Here is a 20,466-nt window from a genome sequence, read left to right on the forward strand (position 1 = left end):
TGCGCGCGGCATCGACATGAAAAACCCGGCCATGCGCCGGGTTTTTCATTTCAGCAACGGCACCAGCAGCGCGTGCGCGTCACGCAGCGAATTGACGATGCGGTGGCCCAGCGCGCGCAGCGCCTCGTCCGGGTGCACCAGGTCCGGCACCTGGATCGCAGTCATGCCCGCGCTGACCGCTGCACGGATGCCGGCCGGGGAATCTTCCAGCGCCAGGCAGCGTGACGGGTCCTTGCCGAGCTTCTGCGCGGCCAACAGGTAGATGTCCGGCGCCGGCTTGGGATGGGCCACGTCACTGCTGGTCACCACATGGTCGAAGTAGGCCAGCAAGCCGGTTGCGGCAAGCTTGCGCGAGGCGCGCGGCTGCCGCGTGGAGGTCGCCACCGCACGCGGAATGTCATGCGCCTGCAGCAGCTGCAGGATCTCCACGATGCCCGGCCGCAGTGGCAGGCCCTGCTGCGTGCGCTCCTCGTACAGATCGTGGCAGCGCGCGAACAGTGCGGCCACCTCGTCTGCGCTGATGTGCTGCAGCAACCGCTGCTCGCAGTCGCGGTCACCCAGCCCGACCATGCCCAGCCAGAAATCATCGGAAAACGGCAGCGCCTGCTCCCCCGCCGCCTGCGACCAGCACGCCAGCGAAACCCGCTCGCTGTCGATCATCAGGCCATCCATGTCGAAGATGACCGCCTCGGGCAGGAACGGCAGTGCGGCAATGGCGGTCATGTCGCGTCGGCCAGATGCCCGGTAAACAGCGTTTCCAGGTCCGTCGCATCCAGCGTGCGCCACTCGCCCTCGGGCAGGTCGCCCAGCGACAGCCCGCCGATGCGGCTGCGGTGCAGCGCCTGCACGTGGTTACCCACTGCGGCGAACATGCGCCGGGCCTGGTGGTAGCGCCCTTCGTGCAGCACCAGTTCGGCCTCGCGCGCCGAACGCACGTGCAGTTCCGCCGGCAACAGCGGCTTGTCGTCGGCCTCCAGCATCAGCGAACCGCTGGCAAAACGGGCCACTTCATCGCCGTGCAGGTCTTCGGCCAGGGTCACCTGGTAGGCCTTGTCCAGCCGCGATTTCGGCGACACGATCCGGTGCAGCAGGGCGCCGTCGTCGGTCATCAGCAGCAGGCCGCTGGTGTCACGGTCGAGCCGGCCCACCGACGACAGCACCGGCGAACGCTCGCGGAAACGCGGCGGCAGCAGGTCGTAGATCAGCCGGCCCTTGTCCTTGGTTGAACAGGTGTAGTCACGCGGCTTGTGCAACATCAGGGTCAGCCCCTGCGGCGGATCCAGCGGTTCGCCCTCGACCCGGATCGCCTCGTGCGGCACCTGGTCATCGGCATACAGCACCTCGCCCTCCGCATCCGTGATGAGGCCCTCGCGGAACATCCCCTGCACCTGCTTGCGGCTGCCGTAACCCAGGTTGGCCAGCAACTTCACCAGCTTCATGGGCGACCTCCGCGGCCCCACTTCGGCTCGTCGCTGCGGGGGGCCCTGACAGGGGTGGCGCTCTTGCTGGCCTTGGTCGCCTCGATCAGCTTGAAGCCGTCGCGTTCTGCAGCCACGCGCACCTGGCCGAAGCTTTCGTTGAGGATCTGCTCGTACGGCAGGTGGCGGTTGGCCACCAGCCACATCCGCCCGCCCGGGCGCAGCGCCTGCGCGGCCACGGCGATGAAGCGCTGGCCGATGTCCGGACGGTCGGCCCGCGAGGGGGTGTGGAACGGCGGGTTGGTGACGATGAAGTCGTACTGCGCCTCGATGCCGGCGGTGACGTCCTGCCAGTGGAAGCCCAGCGTGGCCGGCTTGCCCAGCGCCTGCAGGTTGACCTTGGCCAACGCCAGCGCCCGGCCCTCGGCTTCGAACAGGTCCAGCGCACTCACCTGCGGGCAGCGCTGCAGCACTTCGCTGGAGAGGTAGCCGAAGCCGGCGCCCAGGTCCGCGCCACGCCCGGCCAGATCCGCCGGCAGCTGTTCCACCAGCAGCGCCGAGGCCGGGTCGATACGGTCCCAGGCGAAGATGCCCGGGCGGCTCTGGAAGCGCCCGCCCAGGATCGCGCGCGGCGCGTCCAGCGCGGCCCAGCGCTGGGCCAGCGCCGCGTCGTGCTGGCCGTCCAGCGGCGCGGTCCAGTACACCCGGCAGTGGTTCTTGGTCATCTTGCCGCCCAGCCCGGCCAACTGCTGCAGATCGCCTTCGCCGGAGCGCGCGCCTTCATTGTTGTGCTGGCAGGCCACCACGATGCCGCCCGGGGCGGCCAGCGCCAGCGCGCGGGCAAACAGCGCGCGGGCTTCTTCACGCTGGCGCGGCGGCAGCACCAGCACCACCGCGTAGCGGGTGCCGTCATCGGCCAGCTGCTGCTCGTCGCGCACGGTCCAGCCGCTGGCTTCCAGCGCATCGGCGAACGGGCGGAAGCTCTGCTCGCAGACCAGCTGGCCCGGCTGGGCGTGCCCGCGCAGCGGCCAGCCATCGCGGGCCCGCAGGAACAGCACCGGGCCGGCCGGCCAGGTCAGCGCGCCGCCGAACGGCAGGAACAGGGTTTCCAGGGGGGCGTCGTGCTGGGCAGCCATGGGGGCACATCTTGAAAAGAGACCGCCATTCTACCGTTTCGGCCGAACCGGCCCGCTCCGCGGCCGATTTGCGTTTATTCAACGCTGCCTTGATGCCATCGCAACACACAGTCGGTCAGGGTGAAGGCTCATTCGCAACGGAGGTAGCTCATGCTCATGCGCGCATTGTTCGTCGGTGGCGTGGTCGACAACAGCGAAATGGATCTTGAGGTCACACAGCCGCCGGTGCATTACCCCGAGGACACCGGGGGTGGGCATTCAAGGTACCGCTTGCATCAGGTGGGCAAACTTCCCGATGGCGCGGTGGCCTATGCGGTGTACGGTGCACCTGGGCTGGCCGACGACGAAGTAGCCCGGATTGCAGATGAGCGCGCCTACGCGCGCCGCTTCGACGCCGAGCCGGAGACATTCACGCATTGAGGTACCGCGCGTGCCGGGCCAGGCCCGGCACGGCCCGGAACCTCATTCCACCGGCGGCAGCTCGCGGATCGCGCTGATCTCATCCAGCCACACCGTGTGGTGCTGCGCCGGGGTGTCCAGGTCGTCCAGCCGCAGCTGGCCGTTGCTCCCTTCATTCTCGCCCGCGTCGCGGTATTGCTGCACGGTGGGCTGTACCGCCACGGTGCCCAGCAGGCGATTGCCGTCCTTCAGCGTGATTTCGACCTGGGTCTGGCCCTTCAGCTGGGGCAGCAGGGATTCAAGGGCGGCGATGTCTGCCGGGTCGGTGTGGATGCGGGGGGCGGTGCGGGACATGCGGGTCTCCTGGAACGGTGATGTGTTACGTCAGCCACGCCGGGAGCGGCTCTCCAGGGAACCCTGGCCCGGCGTTGAGTTACCGGTTACTGCCGGTTGGCCAGCACCGTGCGTACGGCCGACACCAGCTGGGCTACCGAATAGGGCTTGGCCACGTGTTCCTGGAATCCAGAGGCCAACGCGCGCTTGCGGTCGTCGGCGCGGGCCAGCGCGGTAACCGCCACGATCGGCAGGGCATTGGCATCGAGCCCGAAATCCTGGCGCAACGTGCTGACCAGCCCATAGCCGTCCATGCCGGGCATGCCGATGTCGGTCAGCAGCACGTCCACTTTCTCGTGCCCGCCTGCATCCAGCAGCGCGAGCGCTTCGCCGGCCGAGGCCGCCGCAGTGACCTGCGCGCCCTGCTCTTCCAGCAACCGGCGCAGGTATTCCAGCACTTCGGGCTGGTCTTCGACTGCCAGCAGGCGCAGGCCCTTGAGCGGGTACGGCTCGATCAGCTGCTCGCGGATCGGGCCACTGAACACTTCGCGCAGGGGCCGACCATCGGCCTGCGGCTGGTAGCGCGGCAGCTGCACGGTGAATTCCGCGCCCTTGCCCTGCCCTTCGCTGTTGGCGGTGACCGTGCCGCCGTGCAGTTCCACCAGCTGCTGCACGATCGCCAGCCCCAGGCCCAGCCCGCCGTGGCGGCGGGTGGTGGTGCCGTCGGCCTGGCGGAAGCGGCTGAACAGGTGGCGCAGGAACTCCGGCGCGATGCCGTCGCCCGAGTCGGCCACGGTAATCGTCCAGTGATCACCGTCGGTGTCGAGGGTAACGGTGACCGAGCCGGCGGCAGGCGTGAATTTGATGGCGTTGCTGAGCAGGTTCCACAGCACCTGCTGCAGGCGGGTGGCATCACCCAGCACCAGCGCCGGTTCGTCGGGCATGACCAGCCGGGTATCCAGCGCCTTGCCTTCGGCGACCAGCTCCTGGGCGCGCATGGCTTCGGTGAGCTGGGTGCGCAGGTCCAGCACTTCCACTTCCAGCTGCACCTTGCCCAGCAGCATGCTGCTCAGGTCCAGCATGTCCGAGATCAGCCGCTTCTGCGCCATGGCGCTGTTGGCAATCACGCCCAGGCCCTTGAAGAGCGGGCTGGTGCTGTCAACGCGCTGCAGCAGCAGTTCGCTCCAGCCCAGGATGGTGGTCAGCGGGGTGCGCAGCTCGTGCGACAGCGTGGCCAGGAATTCATCCTTCAGCCGCGCCATGCTTTCGGCGGCATTGCGCGCGGCGCGCTCGGACTGCAGCAGTTCCTCGCGCGCCATTTCGATTTCGCGGCGGTCGGTGACGTCGGTGCTGCTGCCGGCCAGGCCGATGAAGCGGCCCATGCGCGAGAAACGCGGCTGGGCGTTCATTTCCAGCCAGCGCCACTGGCCATCGGCACGCAGCCCGCGCACCAGCACCTGCATGGAACGCTGCGCCTTCAGCGCAGCCTGCAGTTCGTAGTCGAACACGGGAACATCATCGGGGTGGACCACGCCACGCCAGACATCTTCAGGCACGCGCTGTTCGTCACCACCAAAGAATTCGGTAAACGCGCTGTTGACGAAACGCGCATGGCCGCGCTCGTCCAACACCCATACGGGCATGGGCAGGCCATCGGCCAGGGCGCTGAAGCGCGCCTCGCTCTCGGCCAGCTCCACTTCGATCTGCTTGCGGTTGGTGATATCGAAAAACAGCACCGCAACCCGCCGCTCATGCGCCTGGCCTACCCGCATCGCTTCGACCGCGTACCAGCGGCCCAGCGCGCGCGCTTCCAGTTCGAACTTCTGGGAACGCCCGGTCAGCGCGATCTCGCCGTAGACGCGGTACCACTCCGGTTCGTGCGCCGGCTGCAGTTCGCTCATCAGCCGGCCGGAGGCGCGCTCCAGGCCGGTGTTGCGCTCGAAGGCGTCATTGACTTCCAGGAAACGGTAATCCACCCCGACGCCGTCCTCGATAAGGACCTCGATGATGCAGAAACCCGCGCTCAGGCCTTCCAGTACCGCGCGATGCAGCGAAGGATCCGAGGCCGGGGCCGCAAACGGGGCGCGTTCCAGGGTGGAGGCAGGCAGGCTGGGCAAGGGCGTCAAGAGGGGCAACTGGCGGAACGGAGGAATACAGCATCTTCCAGACCGCGTATTCGTAGCGTCAAGCACGGGGTAGGGATTTGACGTAAGTGAATTCGTTCCCACCGCCGATGCTGGGGATCGCCATAGGCAATTGTTCCCGCCCGTCATCAGGATCACACTGCGGGTCACCCTCTTTCCGCAACCCCGACCGAGGCAACGCCATGAACCGCAAACCCTTGTTGGCTGGTGCTCTCAGCTGCGTCATGCTGCTTGTGGCGGCGTGTGCAACCGCCGGACCGCGCACGGTGACCGCCCCCGACGCACCGCGCGCCCTGAGCGGCGACAGCCCGGTGCAGGTGAGCTGGACCGACCCGGCCCAGTTCACGGAAATACGCAGCAGTTCCAACCGTTTCGAGGCCCAAAGCGGCAACTGGGTGTACCAGTTGGCCGAGGCGCTGCGCAAAAGCGCCGTCAAGCGCCTGCCCCCGGGCCAGACGCTGGAGGTGCGGTTCACCGACATCAAGCGGGCGGGCGACTTCGAGCCTCAGCACGGTCCACGCGCCAACGACATCCGGATCATGCGCGACGTCTATCCGCCGCGGATCACCCTCGACTTCACCCTGCGTGATGCAGGTGGCCGCGTGCTGCAGGAGGGCAAGGACGTCAAGCTGGTCGGCCTTAACTACCTGCAGAATGGCGTCGGCCTGCGCAGCAACAGCGATCCGCTCCGCTACGAGGAACAGATGCTGGACGACTGGCTGCGCAAGCTGCTGACGGCTACGCGCCGCTGAGCACCCGCGCCACGCGCTTCACCGCGCAGGGCAGCTGGTAGGCACTGACATTGCACAGCGGGGCCAGCACGTCCAAGCGCGGCGCCTCGCCCCACAGGGTGACCGTGCTGCCCACCCCGGCGTGCGGCAGGTCGGTCAGGTCAACGGTGAGCATGTCCATCGAGACGCGGCCAATCAGGTGGCCGGGCTGGCCATCGATCTGTACCGGCGTGCCGTTCGGCGCGAACTGCGGGTAACCGTCGGCATAGCCCAGCGCCACCACGCCCACCCGGGTGGGACGTTCGGCCACGAAGCGCGCGCCATAGCCGACCGGTTCCCCGGCGGCGATTTCGCGGATGGCGAAGATCTTCGATTGCATGGTCATCACCGGGCGCAGGCGCTCGGTGAAGGCGTTGTGCTTCTGCAACGGGTTGGCCCCGTACAGCATCAGGCCCGGGCGCACCCAGTCGCTGCGCACGTCCGGCCAGCCCAGCAGCGCCGGGGAATTGCACAGGCTGGTTTCGCCGGCCAGGCCGTCGATGGTGGCGGCGAACAAATCGGCCTGTTCGCGCGTGCGCGGGCTGTCCAGTTCGTCGGCGCGGGCCATGTGGCTCATCAACACCATCGGCGCCACCTGCGGCAGCGCGGACAACCGCGCATGCGCGGCGCGGAACTCGGCCGGGGCCAGGCCCAGGCGGTGCATGCCGCTGTCCAGCTTCAACCAGATCTGCAGGGTGGCATCGGTCCGGAACGCCTCCACCGCGTCCACCTGCCACGGCGCGGCCACCGCGAACCACAGGTCGTGCTGCACGATCAGCGGCAGTTCGTCGGCGTCGAAGAACCCCTCCAGCAGCAGGATCGGCGAGGTGATGCCGGCCGCGCGCAGTTCCAGCGCTTCTTCGATGCAGGCCACCCCGAACGCGTCGGCTTCCCCATCCAGCGCCCGCGCGCAGGCCACCGCACCGTGGCCGTAGGCATCGGCCTTCACCGCGGCCAGGGTTTTGCGGCCACCGGCCAGTTCACGGGCGAGGCGGAAGTTGGAGCGCAACGCCTCCAGGTCGATCAACGCGCGGGCTGGGCGCATGCGTTCTGTTCACTGTGTTGGACGGAAGCGGCGGTGTGGCCGCCGTAACGGAAGATGTCCAGGCCTTCGGTGCTGATCTGCGGCTGGCGCGCGCTCATCAGATCGGCCAGGTAGCGGCCCGAGCCGCAGGCCATGGTCCAGCCAAGCGTGCCGTGGCCGGTGTTGAGGAACAGGTTGCGGTACGGGGTGGCGCCGATCACCGGCGTGCCGTCCGGGGTGGCCGGGCGCAGCCCGGTCCAGAACTCGGCGCGCGACAGGTCGCCGCCGTCCGGGTACAGGTCGCCCACCACCTTTTCCAGGGTGGCGCGGCGGCGCGGCGACAGCGACAGGTCGAACCCGCCCACTTCGGCCATGCCGCCGACGCGGATGCGGTCGTCGAAGCGGGTTACCGCCACCTTGTAGCTCTCGTCCAGGATGGTCGAGGTCGGCGCCATCGCTGCCTGGGTGATCGGCAGGGTCAGCGAGTAGCCCTTCAGCGGGTACACCGGCAGGTGCATGCCCAGCGGGGCCACCAGCGACGGTGAATAGCTGCCCAGCGCCACCACGTAGCGGTCGGCGGTTTCAACCTTGCCGTCGATGCGTACGCCGGTGATGCGGTCGCCGTCGGTTTCCAGACCGGCGATGTCCTGGTCGAAGCGGAATTCCACTCCGGCATCCATCGCCATCCGGGCCAGGCGGCGGGTGAACAGCTGGCAGTCGCCGGTCTGGTCGCGCGGCAGCCACAGCGCGCCCACCAGTTTGTCGGCCACGCTGGCCAGCGCCGGTTCGTGGGCGATGATGCCGGCGCGGTCCAGCACTTCATACGGAACGCCATACTGCGCGAGCACTTCGATGTCCTGCGCCGAGGCATCCAGCTGCTGCTGGGTGCGGAACAGCTGGGTGGTGCCCAGGTCGCGGCCTTCGAATTCGATGCCGGTCTGCGCGCGCAGCTCATTGAGGCAGTCGCGGCTGTATTCGGACATGCGCACCATGCGCGCCTTGTTGATGGCGTAGCGTTCGTGGGTGCAGTTGCGCAGCATCTGGGCCAGCCAGCGGTACTGGTTCAGGTCCAGCCCGGGGCGGATCGCCAGCGGCGCGTGTTCGGAGAACAGCCACTTCACTGCCTTGAGCGGCACGCCCGGCGCGGCCCACGGCGAGGTATAGCCAAACGACAGCTGGCCGGCGTTGGCAAAGCTGGTTTCCAGCGCCGGGCCGGGCTGGCGGTCCACCACCGTGACTTCAAACCCGGCCTGCCGCAGGTACCAGGCACTGGTCGTGCCGATTACCCCACTGCCAAGGACTAGAACGCGCATGAGACCTCTCCAACCCGATCATTCCCTGCACTGGCGCGTGCCGGGACCATAATTGAGGAAGTATATTCCGGCCAAACCAAGCAATTTTGCTGTTTTTGGCGCCTCAGGCAGGTTATTGTCGCGCCAACACCCCGGGGAAGCTGACACCATGGCCGCACGTGCCCGCGAGCTGGACAAGATCGACCGCAGGATCCTGCGGATCCTGCAGGATGAAGGCCGCATTTCCTTCACCGAGCTGGGCGAGCGCGTGGGGCTCTCCACCACCCCGTGCACCGAGCGGGTAAGGCGGTTGGAACGCGATGGCGCCATCACCGGCTACTACGCGCGGCTGGACCCGCAGTACCTCAAGGCCAGCCTGCTGGTGTTCGTGGAGATCAGCCTGGCCTACAAGTCCGGCGACATCTTCGAGGAATTCCGCCGCGCGGCGCTGAAGCTGCCCAACGTGCTGGAATGCCACCTGGTATCGGGCGATTTCGATTACCTGCTCAAGGCGCGCATCAGCGAAATGGCGTCCTACCGCAAGCTGCTGGGCAGCACCCTGCTGACCCTGCCGCACGTGCGCGAATCCAAGAGCTACATCGTGATGGAAGAGGTCAAGGAAACGCTGACCCTGCCCATCCCGGACTGACCCGCCAAACGCAAAAGGCGGCGCGCTTGCGCGCACCGCCCGTGTAGCTGCCGACCAGAGGCATCAACGCTGCTGTTTCTGGTCCTGGTGGCGCTGGTCCTGCTGTTTGCCACCTTTCTGGTTCTGCTGATCCCATTGCTGCTGGTTCTGCTGGCCGGATTTCTGGTTCTGCTGGCCCTGCTGTTCCTGCGGCATCTTGCCGGGATTGCCCTTCTGCTGATTAGCCATGACTGCACCTTCTTAGCTTGGGGATGCGCGCTGTTGCGGCGCACGTACAGACTCGGCGAGAAGCAGTTAATCGCAGGCGAAATTGCAGTGAGCTGCGGCCTTGACACCGATGACTGCGGGCATCGGTTGTAAAACGTTCATGCATCAGGGTTTGATGCGCTGGCCATCGCCGGTCGGCACCGCGTCGTAGTAGCGCCCGGTGCGGGTGTCCAGCACGCGGTTCGGGCCGGCCTGCTTCATGCCCGGCACGATGCGACCGTGGCGGTCATACACCTTGGGTGGGGCAGTGGTGGCCGGCGGTGCTGGCGGTACCACCTGCGCCGGTCCCTGGCTCTGGATCGGGTGGGTGCGCAGCTGCTGCGTGGTCTGCGCCGGGGTTTTCACCGGTGCAGGCATCGGCGCCTGCGCGGGCACGGGGGTGGTGACCGGACGGGTCTCGGTGGGTTTGCGGGGCGCGGGCATCTGTGCGGCTGCGCCCAACGGCACCAGCACGGCCAGCGACACGGCGCCCCAGAAGAAACGTTTCATGGCGGCAGACTCACGAGGGAACATGCGTTCACCCTGCGCCCCCGTGCGTGTCAGCACCATGAATGTCGTCAGCGCTTGCCCCCGGCGGCGGCCGCCCCCATTTTCCTGTCATCCCCACGAGGACTGCCCATGACCGCATTCGATCTCTCCCCGCCCAGCGACGCCCAACGCGCCGCCCTCGTAGACGGGCTCAGCGCCGACGAGCGCCGCGTCCTGCTCCAGCACGGCACTGAGGCCCCGTTCTGCGGGGTATTCCTGGATAACAAGCAGGACGGCGTCTACGGCTGCCGCCTGTGTGGCCTTCCGCTGTTCCGTTCCAGCACGAAGTTCGACTCCGGCACCGGCTGGCCGAGCTTCTTCGCCCCGTTCGACCCGGCCCATGTGCGCGAAATCCGTGATGTCAGTCATGGCATGGTGCGAACTGAAATCGTGTGCGCCCGCTGTGACAGCCATCTTGGCCACGTCTTCCCGGACGGCCCGCCACCGACCGGCGAGCGGCACTGCCTGAATTCGGTCTCGCTGCAGTTCACCGCCAACGGTCAGCCGTATCCGGATCCGCTGCAGCGCGGTGGCGCCGAGGCCCAGCCAGCGGGTTGAGCCCGCGCAGACCGCGTGCCCACCAACGGTGGGCACCTACCGCGCCAGGCCGGCCCCGCGCCCGGGTCACATCCGGGCCGGCTCCTTGGTAGATACCCACCGTTGGTGGGTATGACGCGCCAGCCAAAAGTGTGACGTCCGACCACGCCCCCCTTCAGAACGCGCGCGCCAGGCCGACATGGTGATATCCCCCACCGCCGCGTCCGCCCCATGCTCATCATTGTTGGCTTCCTGATCGTCATCCTCAGCGTGCTCGGCGGCTATGTCGGCGCGCACGGCAAGCTCGGCGCGCTGTGGCAGCCCTATGAGCTGGTCATCATCGGTGGCGCGGCGCTGGGCGCGTTCCTGGTCGGCACCCCGGTCAAGACCGTCAAGCAGACCCTGCAGGCCACGGTGGGCGTGTTCAAGGGCCCGCGTTACAAGCAGCAGGACTACATCGATGTGCTGAGCCTGCTCTACGAACTGCTGAACAAGGCGCGTCGCGAGGGCTTCATGGCGCTCGAAGACCATGTCGAACGCCCGGGCGAGAGCGCCATTTTCGCCAACTACCCCAAGGTGCAGGCCGACCACCACCTGGTGGACTTCATCACCGATTGCCTGCGCCTGATGATCGGCAGCAACATCGAACCGCACGAGCTTGAACCGTTGCTGGAAATGGAGCTGGAAAAGCACCACGCCGAAGCGATGCAGCCCTCGGCCGTGCTCAACAAGGTGTCCGACGGCCTGCCCGGTTTCGGCATCGTGGCCGCGGTGCTGGGCATCGTGATCACCATGGGTTCGATCGGCGGCGAAATCACCGAAGTGGGCGCACACGTGGCCGGCGCGCTGGTCGGTACCTTCCTGGGCATCCTGCTGGCCTATGGCTTCGTCAGTCCACTGGCCGCGGCGGTGGAAGCGCGCGCCGAGCAGGACAGCCGCATCTACGAATCGGTCAAGACCGCGCTGCTGGCCTGCCTGCGCGGCTACAACCCGAAGATCGCGCTGGAGTTCGCCCGCAAGACCCTGCCGTCCAACGTGCGCCCGGGTTTCAGCGAATTCGAACAACATCTCAAGACGGTCAAGTAAGGCAGCGCCATGGCCGAGAACAAACCCACCGTCATCGTTCGCCGGGTCAAGAAGGGCGGCCACGGCGCGCACCATGGTGGCGCCTGGAAAGTGGCCTATGCCGACTTCGTGACCGCCATGATGGCGTTCTTCCTGGTGCTGTGGCTGATGGCGGCCACCACCAAACCCGAGCGTGCCTCCATTTCCGAGTATTTCCGCAACCCCAGCCCGCTCACCGGGCAGAGCCCCACGCCCGCGCCGGGCATGGCCGGCCCGGGCGGCGCCAGCACGTCAATGATCAAACTGGGCGGCGCCACTGATGTCTCGCGCGGCAACAGCAACGATCCCTTCCAGAACCAGCAGGCCGAACGCCCGGTGCCGCAGGAAGACGAGCGCGAGCGGGAAAAGAAGCAGCTGGAAGTGCTCAAGCAGGAACTGGAAGAAGCGATCAGCAAAAGCCAGGCGCTGGAACCCTTCAAGGACCAGCTGCTGCTGGACCTGACCCCGGAAGGCCTGCGCATCCAGATCGTGGACAAGCAGAACCGGCCGATGTTCGACATGGGCAGCGCGGCGCTGAAAACCTATACCCGCGACATCCTCGGCGAGCTTTCGCAGTTCATCAATCACGTGCCGAACCGGATCAGCATCACCGGCCACACCGACACCACGGCCTACAACGCCGCACACGGCTACAGCAACTGGGAGCTCAGCGCCGACCGCGCCAACGCCGCCCGGCGTGCGCTGCTCGATGGCGGCATGGCCGAGGACAAGGTCACCCGCGTGGTCGGGTTGTCCTCGTCGGTGCTGTTCGACAAGACTCAGCCGGACAACCCGATCAACCGCCGCATCAGCATCGTGGTGATGACCAAGGCCGCCGAAGCCGCCGCCCTGGCCGGTTCGGGCCAGGAAGTGGCGCTGTCGCCCACCGTCCACGACGCCGACATCCAGGCGGCCCAGGGCGTCCCGGCCCCGGCCGCAGCGCCGGCCTCCGCCTCGCCCTGACGGCCCAGAGGGTAACGACCAACGGTCGTTACCTACCCGAAAATCGCGGCATCCCCGTTCGCGCGAACGGGCCTTCCCAGCATCCCCACCGATCCCCCATTACAATGGCGGTCTTTCTCCTCCAGACAGACCGATTCCATGTCCAAGCAGTCCAAGGCCAAGCGCGACAAGCGCAAGAAGCTCCAGCCCAAGCGCCCGATCAACCGCCTCAACGCCCAGCAGCCGGTGCAGAACCACGCCGTGCTGACCAACGAGGAAGGCCAGGTGGTCGCCGCGATCGGGCTGCAGGGCACCGAATGGCTGCTGGCCATCGGCGGCCAGACCATGGGCAACGCCGACAACCCGGTACCGATGCTGGCCATGCTCAAGCACCTCTCCAACGTGCAGGAGAAGGAGGGCCGCAAGGTCACCCTGGAGTACTCGACCCAGCTGCAGCAGCTGATCGACGACCTGGCCGCCGATGAAGGCAAGACCGCCGACGAGTACCTGAGCCAGCTGGTCTCCGAGTTCGAAGGCGTGGAAGGCGAAGAAGGCCAGGACGCTGAACCCACCGCCGAAGACGCCGAGGCCGCAGAACCGGCTGCCGACGCCGCCGAGGCCACCCCGGCCGCCAGCGACGACAAGCCGCAGGCCTGAGCCACGGCCACCCGGTGACGGTCTATATCGATGATGCGGTCCACCCCTGGCGCGGCGAGCGCTGGGCGCATCTGATGGCCGACACCCTGCCCGAGCTGCACGCCATGGCGGCGCAGCTCGGGATTCCGCGGCGGGCGTTCCAGAACCGCCGCAGCGGCGCCCACTACGACGTCCCCGCGCCCCTGCGCCTGCAGGCCATCGCGCTGGGCGCGACCGCCATCTCCCGGCACACGGATCGGGACCTGCTCAAAGCCGTCATCGCCAACGCCAGATCGCAATACACCGCGTAACGCCCCCGCCGGCCGCCCCACGCCCGTGACGCCCCCGCCGATCGCACTCCACGGGTAGCACCCGACCGTTGGTCGGGTGAATCAGAACGGATCCGACCCCGGCCGCACTTCCACCCCCAGCAGCGAACACAGCGCCAGCATGGCGTCATCATCGCGCTGCAGCGCCATCCAGCCGGCCAGCCCACCATTGCCGGTATCCACGCTCCACAGCGAGTAGTTGTGCTCGCGCAGGCGGTCGTAAGCGGTGCCCATCAGCTTCGGCGCGTCCACATCCGCGGCAAAATCTTCGTCGTCCAGGTCGCCACCCCAATCCAGCTGCAGGTTCCAGCGCGCGGCCAGTTCGTTCACCGCCGACACCAGCGCATCGGTGTCCTCACGCTCCACCTCAAAGCCGGACTGCCAGGCAATGGCGGTCATCAACGGCGGCAGCCAGTCGGCGTCCTCGTCGATTTCCTCGCCATTCTCGAGCAGCGCCTCGCGCCAGCGGTTGAACTGCTGCAGGCCCAGCTCTTCATCGCCCGGGTTGATCAGCACGAACAGATTCCAGATCCGGGCCTCGAAATCGTCTTCGTCGAAATCGCGTTCGTCTTCTTCGAAGTCGAAATAGTCGCTGTTGTCGGGCATGGCCGGTATTCCTGGAGACAGGCAGGCATTCTGCCACGGCCACCCTACGGTTATCCTGTGCGCCTGAAGATGGCCGTGGTGGCTGTCAGCATCCAATGACCATGAGCGATACCCCTCCCGACCACCTGGCGATCAACCCGGCCAGCCCCTTCCACGATGCCGCGGCGCTGGAGCGCGGCGTAGGCATCCGCTTCAACGATGTCGAGCGCGACAACGTTGAAGAGTATTCGGTCAGCGAAGGCTGGATCCGCGTGCAGGCCGGCAAGGCCCGCGACCGCCGTGGCAACCCGATGACCATCAAGGTCAAGGGCACCGTGGTGGCGTATTACCTGGATCAGAAGCCCGAAGCGTAAGCAGCGGCACCACTGGTAGGGTTGGTTCCCAAACAACCGCCGGTATCGGTGATTGGCCCGGGAACGCATGACCGTTGGCGGAAACGCGTTTTTTCGCCGAAGTTCCATGCGTCACCGTGCCGATCTGCGTTATCGGCAGTCGTTTGGGAACCGACCCTACCCGTCCCCGGCCATTCCCACGTTCGATTGCCGTGCGGTGAATTCCCCCGCGCCTCAATCCCTTTGCCGGGTTTCCAGCAGGTCCAGGTTGCGGATCAGCCTGCGCGAGATCTCGTCGGAAATCCGCCCGCGCCGGGTCAACCGGAACAGTTCTTCGCGCTCGGCGGTCAAACCGGCACTGCGCAGCTGCCGGTACCCCTGCTCCATGCGCTTTACCTTTTCCGGATCCGCATCCGGACCCTGGTCTTTTTCCAGGTTGCGCTGGTACAGCAGGCTCACCCGCGAGGCGGCATCGTTGTACAGCTGCACGTTGTCGGTGGTCTGGTTCTGCACCAGCTGCTGGCGCATGCGCTCCACCCCGGCCAGTGCGGCCTTGGAGGCCAATCGCCGCGCCAGGTCTTCTTCCTTGCGCTCGCCCGAATCGGCCGGCAGCTCCAGCCCCTTGAGCAGGCGCGGCAGTGCCACGCTGGCACCCACCAGCGATACCAGGATCACCGCCGCGGCCAGGAAGATCACCAGGTCGCGCGCCGGAAACGCACTGCCATCCGGCAGGAACAGCGGAAGCGTCAGCACACCGGCCAGCGTGATGGCACCGCGTACGCCGGCCAGCGACGTGGCCACTACGATCCGCCAGGAGGTGCCCTGCCGCGCTTCACCGCGATGCTTCGCACGCAGCAGGCTCCAGCGCAGCGACAACCACACCCAGGCCATGCGCAGCAGCACCAGCGCCAGGTTGATCACCACCACGTACACCAGCAGCCACCAGGCACTGTGGTGCCCGCTTTCGCTCACCGTGGTCATGGCGCGTTCCACGATGCCCGGCAGCTGCTCGCCCAGCAGCACGAACATGATGCCGTTGAAGGAGAACTGCAGCATGTTCCACACCGCCATGCGCTGCACGCGCATGCTGCCCGACACCCGCCCGGTGAGCTCCACGTAGCTCATGGTGATGCCGGCGGCCACCGCCGAGAGAATGCCCGAGGCGTTGGCTTCTTCGGCCAGCAGGTAGGCCGCGAACGGAATCAGCAGGTTCACCAGCAACGCCGCGCCCGGCTCTTCACCGAAGCGCCGCCAAAGCCAGCGCTGGAAGGTGGACACGCCCAGCGTCACCGCCACGCCGATCGCCAGGCCGGCCGCCGCCACCCACAGGAAGGTCACCGAGGCCGTGGCCAGCGAGAACGTACCGGTCATCACCGCGGCCACCGCGAAGCGGAAGCAGACCAGGCCGGACGCATCGTTCAACAGCGATTCGCCTTCCAGGATGTGCATCAGCCGCTTGGGAATCGGCGCGCGCGAAGCAATCGAGCTGACCGCCACCGGGTCGGTCGGCGAAATGATCGCCGCCAGCGCGAAGGCCACCGCCAGCGGCATCACCGGAATCATCCAGTGGATCAGCAGGCCGGCGCCGATCACGGTGAACACCACCAGCCCGAACGCCAGCTCCAGGATCACGCCCTTGTCGCGGAACAGGCCTTGTTTGGGAATGCGCCAGCCATCCAGAAACAGCAGCGGCGGCAGGAACAGCAGGAAGAACATCTCCGGTTCCAGCGCATGCCCGCGGTTGAACACCCCCGCAATCACCGCGCCCAGGCCGATCTGGACCAGCGGCAGCGGCAACGACAACGGCAGTACGCGGACCAGGTAGCCGCTGGCAACAACCGCCACCAGCATCGCCAGGACGACTTCAATCGTATGCATGCATTTTCCAGAGAGCCTGGAAAAAAATTACCACACCCATCCCGAACCGCGCCCTACAGCGGCGACGTCAGGCCGCCTCGCCATCGAAGCGGTAGATGTCCATCGCCAGCATGCCCGCATCGATACCGGCATCGATGCGCTGCGCACCCAGCACGTCACCGCCGGCCGCGCCGAGGGCGAAATGCAGCGGCTGGAAGTGCTCGTCGGTGGGGTGCGCGCGTTCGGCATGCGGCGCCTGCCGGCGGTAGTCGAGCAGCGCGGCGCTGTCGTTGGCCTGCAGGCGCTGCTCCACCCATTCGATGAAGGGGCGCACGTACGGCGCTTCGCCGCCGCGCTGGTACTCGCGGAAATCGTGCAGGTTATGGGTGATGCTGCCCGAGCCGATCAGCAGCACGCCCTGCCCGCGCAGCGGTGCCAGCGCGCGGCCCAGCGCGAACTGGTGGGCAGGGCCCTGCAGCGGCTGCAGCGCCAGCGGCACCACCGGGATGTCGGCCTGCGGGTAGAGCAGGCGCAGCGGTACCCACGCGCCGTGGTCGAGCCCACGGGTCGGGTCCACCGCGGCAGGCAGTCCGGCCGCGGCCAGCCGCTGCGCGACCTCCCCGGCCAGGGCGGGGTCGCCCGGCGCCGGATACTGCAGGTCGAACAATGCCTGCGGGAAGCCACCGAAATCATGGATCGTCGGCGGTTGCGGGTGCCCGCCCACCACCGGCTGGCGGGTCAGCCAATGCGCCGAGGCCATCACGATCGCGCGCGGGCGCGGCAGCTGCGCGGCCAGCTCGGCCAGGCGCACGCCCACCAGCCCGGGAGTCAGGGCGGTCATCGGCGAACCATGGGAGATGTACAGCGACGGCAGGCGGTTCATGGCGGAGCTCCGGGAATCCAGAAGGTCAGCCTATTGCCAATATCAGTGAAGTTAAATTGCCAAAAAAACAGATATTAGTTCCACATACGGAACAAGCGCCTTCACACTGCGGCCAGCTCCAACCGCCCGATCACATCGAGCAGCGGCGCGGGGCGACCCAGCAGGAAGCCCTGCACCTGGTCGCAGCCGTGGGCCGCCAGCCACTCGTACTGGCCCGGGGTTTCCACGCCCTCGGCGATCACAGTCAGGCCCATGCTGTGGCCCAGCGACAACAGCGCGCGGCAGATCGAGGCGTTGCGCGGATTGGTTTCCACATCGGCCACGAAGCTGCGGTCGATTTTCAGGATATCCAGCGGCAGGTGCTGCAGGTAGGACATGTTCGAATAACCGGTGCCGAAATCATCCAGCGAAATGCAGATGCCCTGCTCGTGCATGCGCTGCATGGTCTGCTTGGCCTGGCCGGGTTTGCGCATCAGGCTGCTTTCGGTGAGCTCCACGTGCAGCGCCCCGCGCGCCAGCCCGAACTCCTGGCTGGCGCGGCTGAACTCAGCCACCAGGTCGCTGTTGAAGAACTGCACCGCAGATACGTTCACCGCGATCGGCAGGTCCCAGCCGGCATCCACCAGCTGCCGCTGCGCCCGCGCTGCTTCGCGGATCACCCAGCGACCCAGCGCCAGGATCAACCCGGTGTCTTCGCACAGCTGGATGAACTCGCCCGGCGGAATGAAGCTGCCATCCGCCTGCGGCCAACGCAGCAGGGCCTCCAGCGCGGCCGGGCTGCCGTCGCTGGCGTGGCAGATCGGCTGGAAATACAGCGCGAATTCGGCATCGATCGCACTGTGGATGCGCCCGGCCAGGCGCAGCCGGTCAGCCAGCCGCGAACTCACCGCGCTGTCGAACCAGGCAATCACGCTGCCCTCGTCACGCGCGGCATGCGCGGCCTGTGCAGCCATGCCGATCACCTGCTCGGCGCTGACCACATCGCCGTCGAACTTCACCGCCACGCCAATGCGCGGCTCGAACTGATGCAGCCAGTCCTGCCCACGCACGGGTTCGGATACCGTCTGCACCAGCGTATCCAGCGCGGTCTGGCGCTCGTGGTCGTCGCGGATGGCGAAGATGAAATCCTCGGCAGGCTGGAATGCCAGCAAGCCATAGCGCACCCCCAGCCCGCCCAGGCGCTTGGCCATGGCCTGCAGCACCACCTCGCCCACTTCGCGGCCCAGCGTGTCGGCCACCAGCTGCAGGCCACGGAACTGCACATAGGCGATGGTGTAGCTGCCGCCTTCCTCGTCCAGCTGCGCGGCCAGCGCCCGGGTGTTGAGCAGGCCGGTGGCCGGGTTGTGGGTAGCGTGGTAGGCCAGGTCGCGCTCATAGGCCATGCGGTCGCTGATGTCTTCGGCCAGTACAAGGCAGGCCTGGCGCCCGTCGAAGTCCAGCCGCGCCAGGTGCGCACGCACTTCGAACACGGTGCCATCCTTGCGCCGGTGCAGGCGCACCTTGGCATCCTGCAGGTCGCCGTTGGCGGCATTGGCGATCGCCCCGCGGATTTCCTCCCAGCCTTCGCGCGGGCGGATATCGAGGATGCTCATTGCCAGGAATTCGTCGCGGCTGTAACCGTATTGACGGACCGCCGCTTCGTTCACTTCCAGGAAGCGCAGCGTGTCCGGGTCGAACACCCAGAACGGCGCCGGGTTGCGGTCGAACAGCAGGCGGAACTGGCGCTCGGCCTGCTGCGCGCGCGCCAGCGCCTGGACCCGCTCACTCACGTCGGTAAGGGCACCGATCATGCGCCGCTCGCGGTCGCTGGCGCCCACCTGCTGGCCGCGCGCGGACACCCAATGCGTGGTGCCACCGGGCAGCACGATGCGGAACATCTCGTCGAGCACGCCGTTGCCGGCGAACGCATCGTCGAACGCGGCCTGCAGCCGCTGCACATCCTCGTGGTGGACGCGGTTGAAGAATTCGGCCACCGGCAGCGAATCCAGGTGGATGCCGAATACATCGCGCGCCAGCGGCGACCAACGCAGCACCGAGGCATCCTCGTCCACCGTCCAGGTGCAGATCTTGCCGACCTGGTGGGCCATGCGCAGTTCGGCATGGCCGGTGCGCAGTTCCTCGCTCATCGCATCCTGGCGGCGGGTGGCGCGGCGCAGGCTGGTGTAGACCAGCGCGAACGCACCCCAGTACAGCAGGTACAGGCCGATCGAGGCCTGCACGTAAGGCCACCACGGCGCCAGCACGTCCTGCCGGCCCAGCCCGGCGTACACCGCCAGCGGGTACTCGGCCAGGGTGGTAAGGGTGGTGATGCGCTCGACCTTGTCGATGGGACTGTTTTCAACGCCCAGCGGCAGCACCGAGTCGCTGCCTACCAGGTCGCGCCGCTGCAGCTTGAACTGTTGGCCGGTCAGGCCGTCGTTGTCGGGGCTGCGCGCCAGCACATGGCCGCCGACATCACTGATGGAGAGCACGCCATGCAGCCCGATATCCAGCCCGCTGATGATCGACTGCAGTTCACTGGTATGCAGCCGGCTGAGCAGCCAACGGTCCTCGCCCATGCGCAGCGCCAGCGGCAGCACCCAGCGGCGCATGCCCAGGTCCTGCGGGGGACCCAGGTACAGCAGGCTTTCTGCACCGCGATGCGGCTCCACCGCCCACAGGGGCAGGGTCAGATCGCCACTGCCGCTGGTCAGGGCGCGGCCGAACTGGTCCACCACCACGATGCTTTCCAGCTCGGCATGCCGCTGCAGCACGCCATCGATGGCGTCGTCGAGCAGGTCTGGCGCCTGCGCCGGCACGCGCTCGAACAGCTGCGCGCCGTCGGCGGCGATGCCGCGCATGGCGCGTTCCAGGTTGCGCAGCTCCAGCCGCAGCAGGCGCTGCGAACCGGTGGCCAGCGCCGTGCTCTGCCGCTGCGCGGCCTCCAGCCGGCGCTGGTAATCATTGAGCAGCATCACCACCAGGCCGGCGCCCAGCAGCAGGCCCAGGCCGATGCCCAGCCACACGATCGTCCGCAGCGGCCGCGCCATGGGCTGGCTCAATGCGGGCATCGCATACCTCTACCCCGGTGACGGCCTGACTTCATGTAAACGCTTCCTGGTTTCCCCAAACCTGAGCGGCCGACGTCGCAGTTTCTTGACGTCTGTCTTGCCCGTTTCCCACGGGCAAGGCCTTGGCCCAGCGCCGTGACCCCAGCATGCACCAGCCCGCCCGGCGCGGGAAGGGGTGCGATAGCCGTCACATGTTGACGGAGCCGAATGCGGCCACAATTCCCGCCAGA

Annotated in this window: 22 protein-coding genes; 10 read left to right on the forward strand and 12 right to left on the reverse strand. The window is 67.3% G+C overall.

The features are described from left to right. Positions 1–45: 45 nt before the first annotated feature. Genes ACGFZ3_RS09250 through ACGFZ3_RS09260 form a run of 3 tightly spaced genes read right to left on the reverse strand, consistent with a single transcriptional unit; the run spans position 46 to position 2,554 of the window. Complete coding sequence (locus ACGFZ3_RS09250) at positions 46–723, reverse strand: HAD family hydrolase (RefSeq protein ID WP_392919556.1); 678 nt, start codon at positions 721–723, stop codon at positions 46–48. Next, on the reverse strand, positions 720–1,439 hold the full coding sequence (locus ACGFZ3_RS09255; RefSeq protein ID WP_392919559.1) for a pseudouridine synthase: 720 nt from the start codon (positions 1,437–1,439) through the stop codon (positions 720–722). The genes ACGFZ3_RS09250 and ACGFZ3_RS09255 overlap by 4 nt, the downstream gene beginning before the upstream one ends. Beyond that, entirely contained in the window at positions 1,436–2,554 is a 1,119-nt protein-coding gene (locus ACGFZ3_RS09260; protein WP_392919562.1) for a class I SAM-dependent methyltransferase, read from the reverse strand. Before ACGFZ3_RS09260 ends, ACGFZ3_RS09255 begins: the two co-directional genes overlap by 4 nt. 156 nt (positions 2,555–2,710) lie before the next feature. On the opposite strand from ACGFZ3_RS09260, the gene ACGFZ3_RS09265 reads away from it, so the two are divergent. Beyond that, a complete protein-coding gene (locus ACGFZ3_RS09265; protein WP_392919945.1) occupies positions 2,711–2,974 on the forward strand; it encodes a hypothetical protein in 264 nt (87 codons plus the stop codon). 42 nt (positions 2,975–3,016) lie between these two features. Here ACGFZ3_RS09265 and ACGFZ3_RS09270 read toward each other — a convergent pair whose 3' ends face one another. Together ACGFZ3_RS09270 and ACGFZ3_RS09275 are read right to left on the reverse strand one after the other, a co-directional pair. After that, positions 3,017–3,307 (reverse strand): DUF3247 family protein, encoded by a 291-nt coding sequence (locus ACGFZ3_RS09270; protein WP_392919564.1) that lies wholly within the window; start codon positions 3,305–3,307, stop codon positions 3,017–3,019. A gap of 86 nt (positions 3,308–3,393) precedes the next feature. Then, positions 3,394–5,379: an ATP-binding protein gene (locus ACGFZ3_RS09275; RefSeq protein WP_392919948.1), complete on the reverse strand. Its 1,986-nt coding sequence runs from the start codon at positions 5,377–5,379 to the stop codon at positions 3,394–3,396. Between the two features lie 233 nt (positions 5,380–5,612). Here ACGFZ3_RS09275 and ACGFZ3_RS09280 point away from each other — a divergent pair, with 233 nt between their 5' ends. After that, positions 5,613–6,182 carry a DUF3016 domain-containing protein gene (locus tag ACGFZ3_RS09280; RefSeq protein WP_392919566.1) on the forward strand — a complete coding sequence of 190 codons (570 nt, stop codon included), beginning with the start codon at positions 5,613–5,615 and terminating at the stop codon, positions 6,180–6,182. Here ACGFZ3_RS09280 and alr read toward each other — a convergent pair. Both alr and ACGFZ3_RS09290 read right to left on the reverse strand, forming a co-directional pair. Next, positions 6,169–7,245, reverse strand: a complete 1,077-nt coding sequence (gene alr / locus ACGFZ3_RS09285) for an alanine racemase (RefSeq protein ID WP_392919569.1) — start codon at positions 7,243–7,245, stop codon at positions 6,169–6,171. The two genes, ACGFZ3_RS09280 and alr, sit on opposite strands and share 14 nt — an antisense overlap. Then, entirely contained in the window at positions 7,224–8,537 is a 1,314-nt protein-coding gene (locus ACGFZ3_RS09290) for a D-amino acid dehydrogenase (RefSeq protein ID WP_392919572.1), read from the reverse strand. Before ACGFZ3_RS09290 ends, alr begins: the two co-directional genes overlap by 22 nt. A 148-nt stretch (positions 8,538–8,685) precedes the next feature. Between ACGFZ3_RS09290 and ACGFZ3_RS09295 the strand changes: the two genes are divergently transcribed. Together ACGFZ3_RS09295 and ACGFZ3_RS09300 are read left to right on the forward strand one after the other, a co-directional pair. Continuing rightward, positions 8,686–9,165, forward strand: a complete 480-nt coding sequence (locus ACGFZ3_RS09295) for an Lrp/AsnC ligand binding domain-containing protein (protein ID WP_392919575.1) — start codon at positions 8,686–8,688, stop codon at positions 9,163–9,165. Positions 9,166–9,252: 87 nt separating this feature from the next. After that, positions 9,253–9,525, forward strand: a complete 273-nt coding sequence (locus ACGFZ3_RS09300) for a hypothetical protein (RefSeq protein WP_392919577.1) — start codon at positions 9,253–9,255, stop codon at positions 9,523–9,525. 12 nt (positions 9,526–9,537) lie between these two features. Here ACGFZ3_RS09300 and ACGFZ3_RS09305 read toward each other — a convergent pair whose 3' ends face one another. Then, positions 9,538–9,921, reverse strand: a complete 384-nt coding sequence (locus tag ACGFZ3_RS09305; RefSeq protein WP_392919580.1) for a classical arabinogalactan protein 4 — start codon at positions 9,919–9,921, stop codon at positions 9,538–9,540. Positions 9,922–10,050: 129 nt separating this feature from the next. On the opposite strand from ACGFZ3_RS09305, the gene msrB reads away from it, so the two are divergent. From msrB to ACGFZ3_RS09330, 5 genes are all read left to right on the forward strand, one after another. Continuing rightward, positions 10,051–10,518: a peptide-methionine (R)-S-oxide reductase MsrB gene (msrB, locus tag ACGFZ3_RS09310; protein WP_392919582.1), complete on the forward strand. Its 468-nt coding sequence runs from the start codon at positions 10,051–10,053 to the stop codon at positions 10,516–10,518. Between the two features lie 210 nt (positions 10,519–10,728). Continuing rightward, positions 10,729–11,583: a flagellar motor stator protein MotA gene (gene motA, locus ACGFZ3_RS09315; protein ID WP_392919585.1), complete on the forward strand. Its 855-nt coding sequence runs from the start codon at positions 10,729–10,731 to the stop codon at positions 11,581–11,583. A gap of 9 nt (positions 11,584–11,592) precedes the next feature. Continuing rightward, positions 11,593–12,564, forward strand: a complete 972-nt coding sequence (gene motB / locus ACGFZ3_RS09320; RefSeq protein WP_392919588.1) for a flagellar motor protein MotB — start codon at positions 11,593–11,595, stop codon at positions 12,562–12,564. Between the two features lie 138 nt (positions 12,565–12,702). Next, positions 12,703–13,200, forward strand: a complete 498-nt coding sequence (locus ACGFZ3_RS09325; protein ID WP_392919591.1) for a hypothetical protein — start codon at positions 12,703–12,705, stop codon at positions 13,198–13,200. A 14-nt stretch (positions 13,201–13,214) separates the two neighbouring features. Next, on the forward strand, positions 13,215–13,490 hold the full coding sequence (locus ACGFZ3_RS09330) for a DUF4031 domain-containing protein (protein WP_392919594.1): 276 nt from the start codon (positions 13,215–13,217) through the stop codon (positions 13,488–13,490). An 81-nt stretch (positions 13,491–13,571) separates the two neighbouring features. Here ACGFZ3_RS09330 and ACGFZ3_RS09335 read toward each other — a convergent pair whose 3' ends face one another. Next, entirely contained in the window at positions 13,572–14,114 is a 543-nt protein-coding gene (locus ACGFZ3_RS09335) for a hypothetical protein (protein WP_392919596.1), read from the reverse strand. 101 nt (positions 14,115–14,215) lie between these two features. On the opposite strand from ACGFZ3_RS09335, the gene ACGFZ3_RS09340 reads away from it, so the two are divergent. After that, on the forward strand, positions 14,216–14,467 hold the full coding sequence (locus ACGFZ3_RS09340; protein WP_392919599.1) for a DUF3297 family protein: 252 nt from the start codon (positions 14,216–14,218) through the stop codon (positions 14,465–14,467). A gap of 213 nt (positions 14,468–14,680) precedes the next feature. On the opposite strand, the gene ACGFZ3_RS09345 is transcribed toward ACGFZ3_RS09340, so the two are convergent. The 3 genes from ACGFZ3_RS09345 to ACGFZ3_RS09355 form a co-directional block, all read right to left on the reverse strand. Beyond that, positions 14,681–16,324, reverse strand: coding sequence for a Na+/H+ antiporter (locus ACGFZ3_RS09345; RefSeq protein WP_392919602.1), 1,644 nt, complete (start codon positions 16,322–16,324; stop codon positions 14,681–14,683). Between the two features lie 67 nt (positions 16,325–16,391). Further along, positions 16,392–17,186, reverse strand: coding sequence for a DODA-type extradiol aromatic ring-opening family dioxygenase (locus tag ACGFZ3_RS09350; RefSeq protein WP_392919605.1), 795 nt, complete (start codon positions 17,184–17,186; stop codon positions 16,392–16,394). 101 nt (positions 17,187–17,287) lie between these two features. Continuing rightward, the gene (locus ACGFZ3_RS09355) at positions 17,288–20,236 is read right to left on the reverse strand and encodes an EAL domain-containing protein (RefSeq protein WP_392919608.1); all 2,949 of its coding nucleotides are present in this window, start codon (positions 20,234–20,236) and stop codon (positions 17,288–17,290) included. Positions 20,237–20,466 lie beyond the last annotated feature (230 nt).

It is taken from the genome of Stenotrophomonas sp. NPDC047960, from assembly GCF_043204395.1.
Lineage (GTDB): Bacteria > Pseudomonadota > Gammaproteobacteria > Xanthomonadales > Xanthomonadaceae > Stenotrophomonas.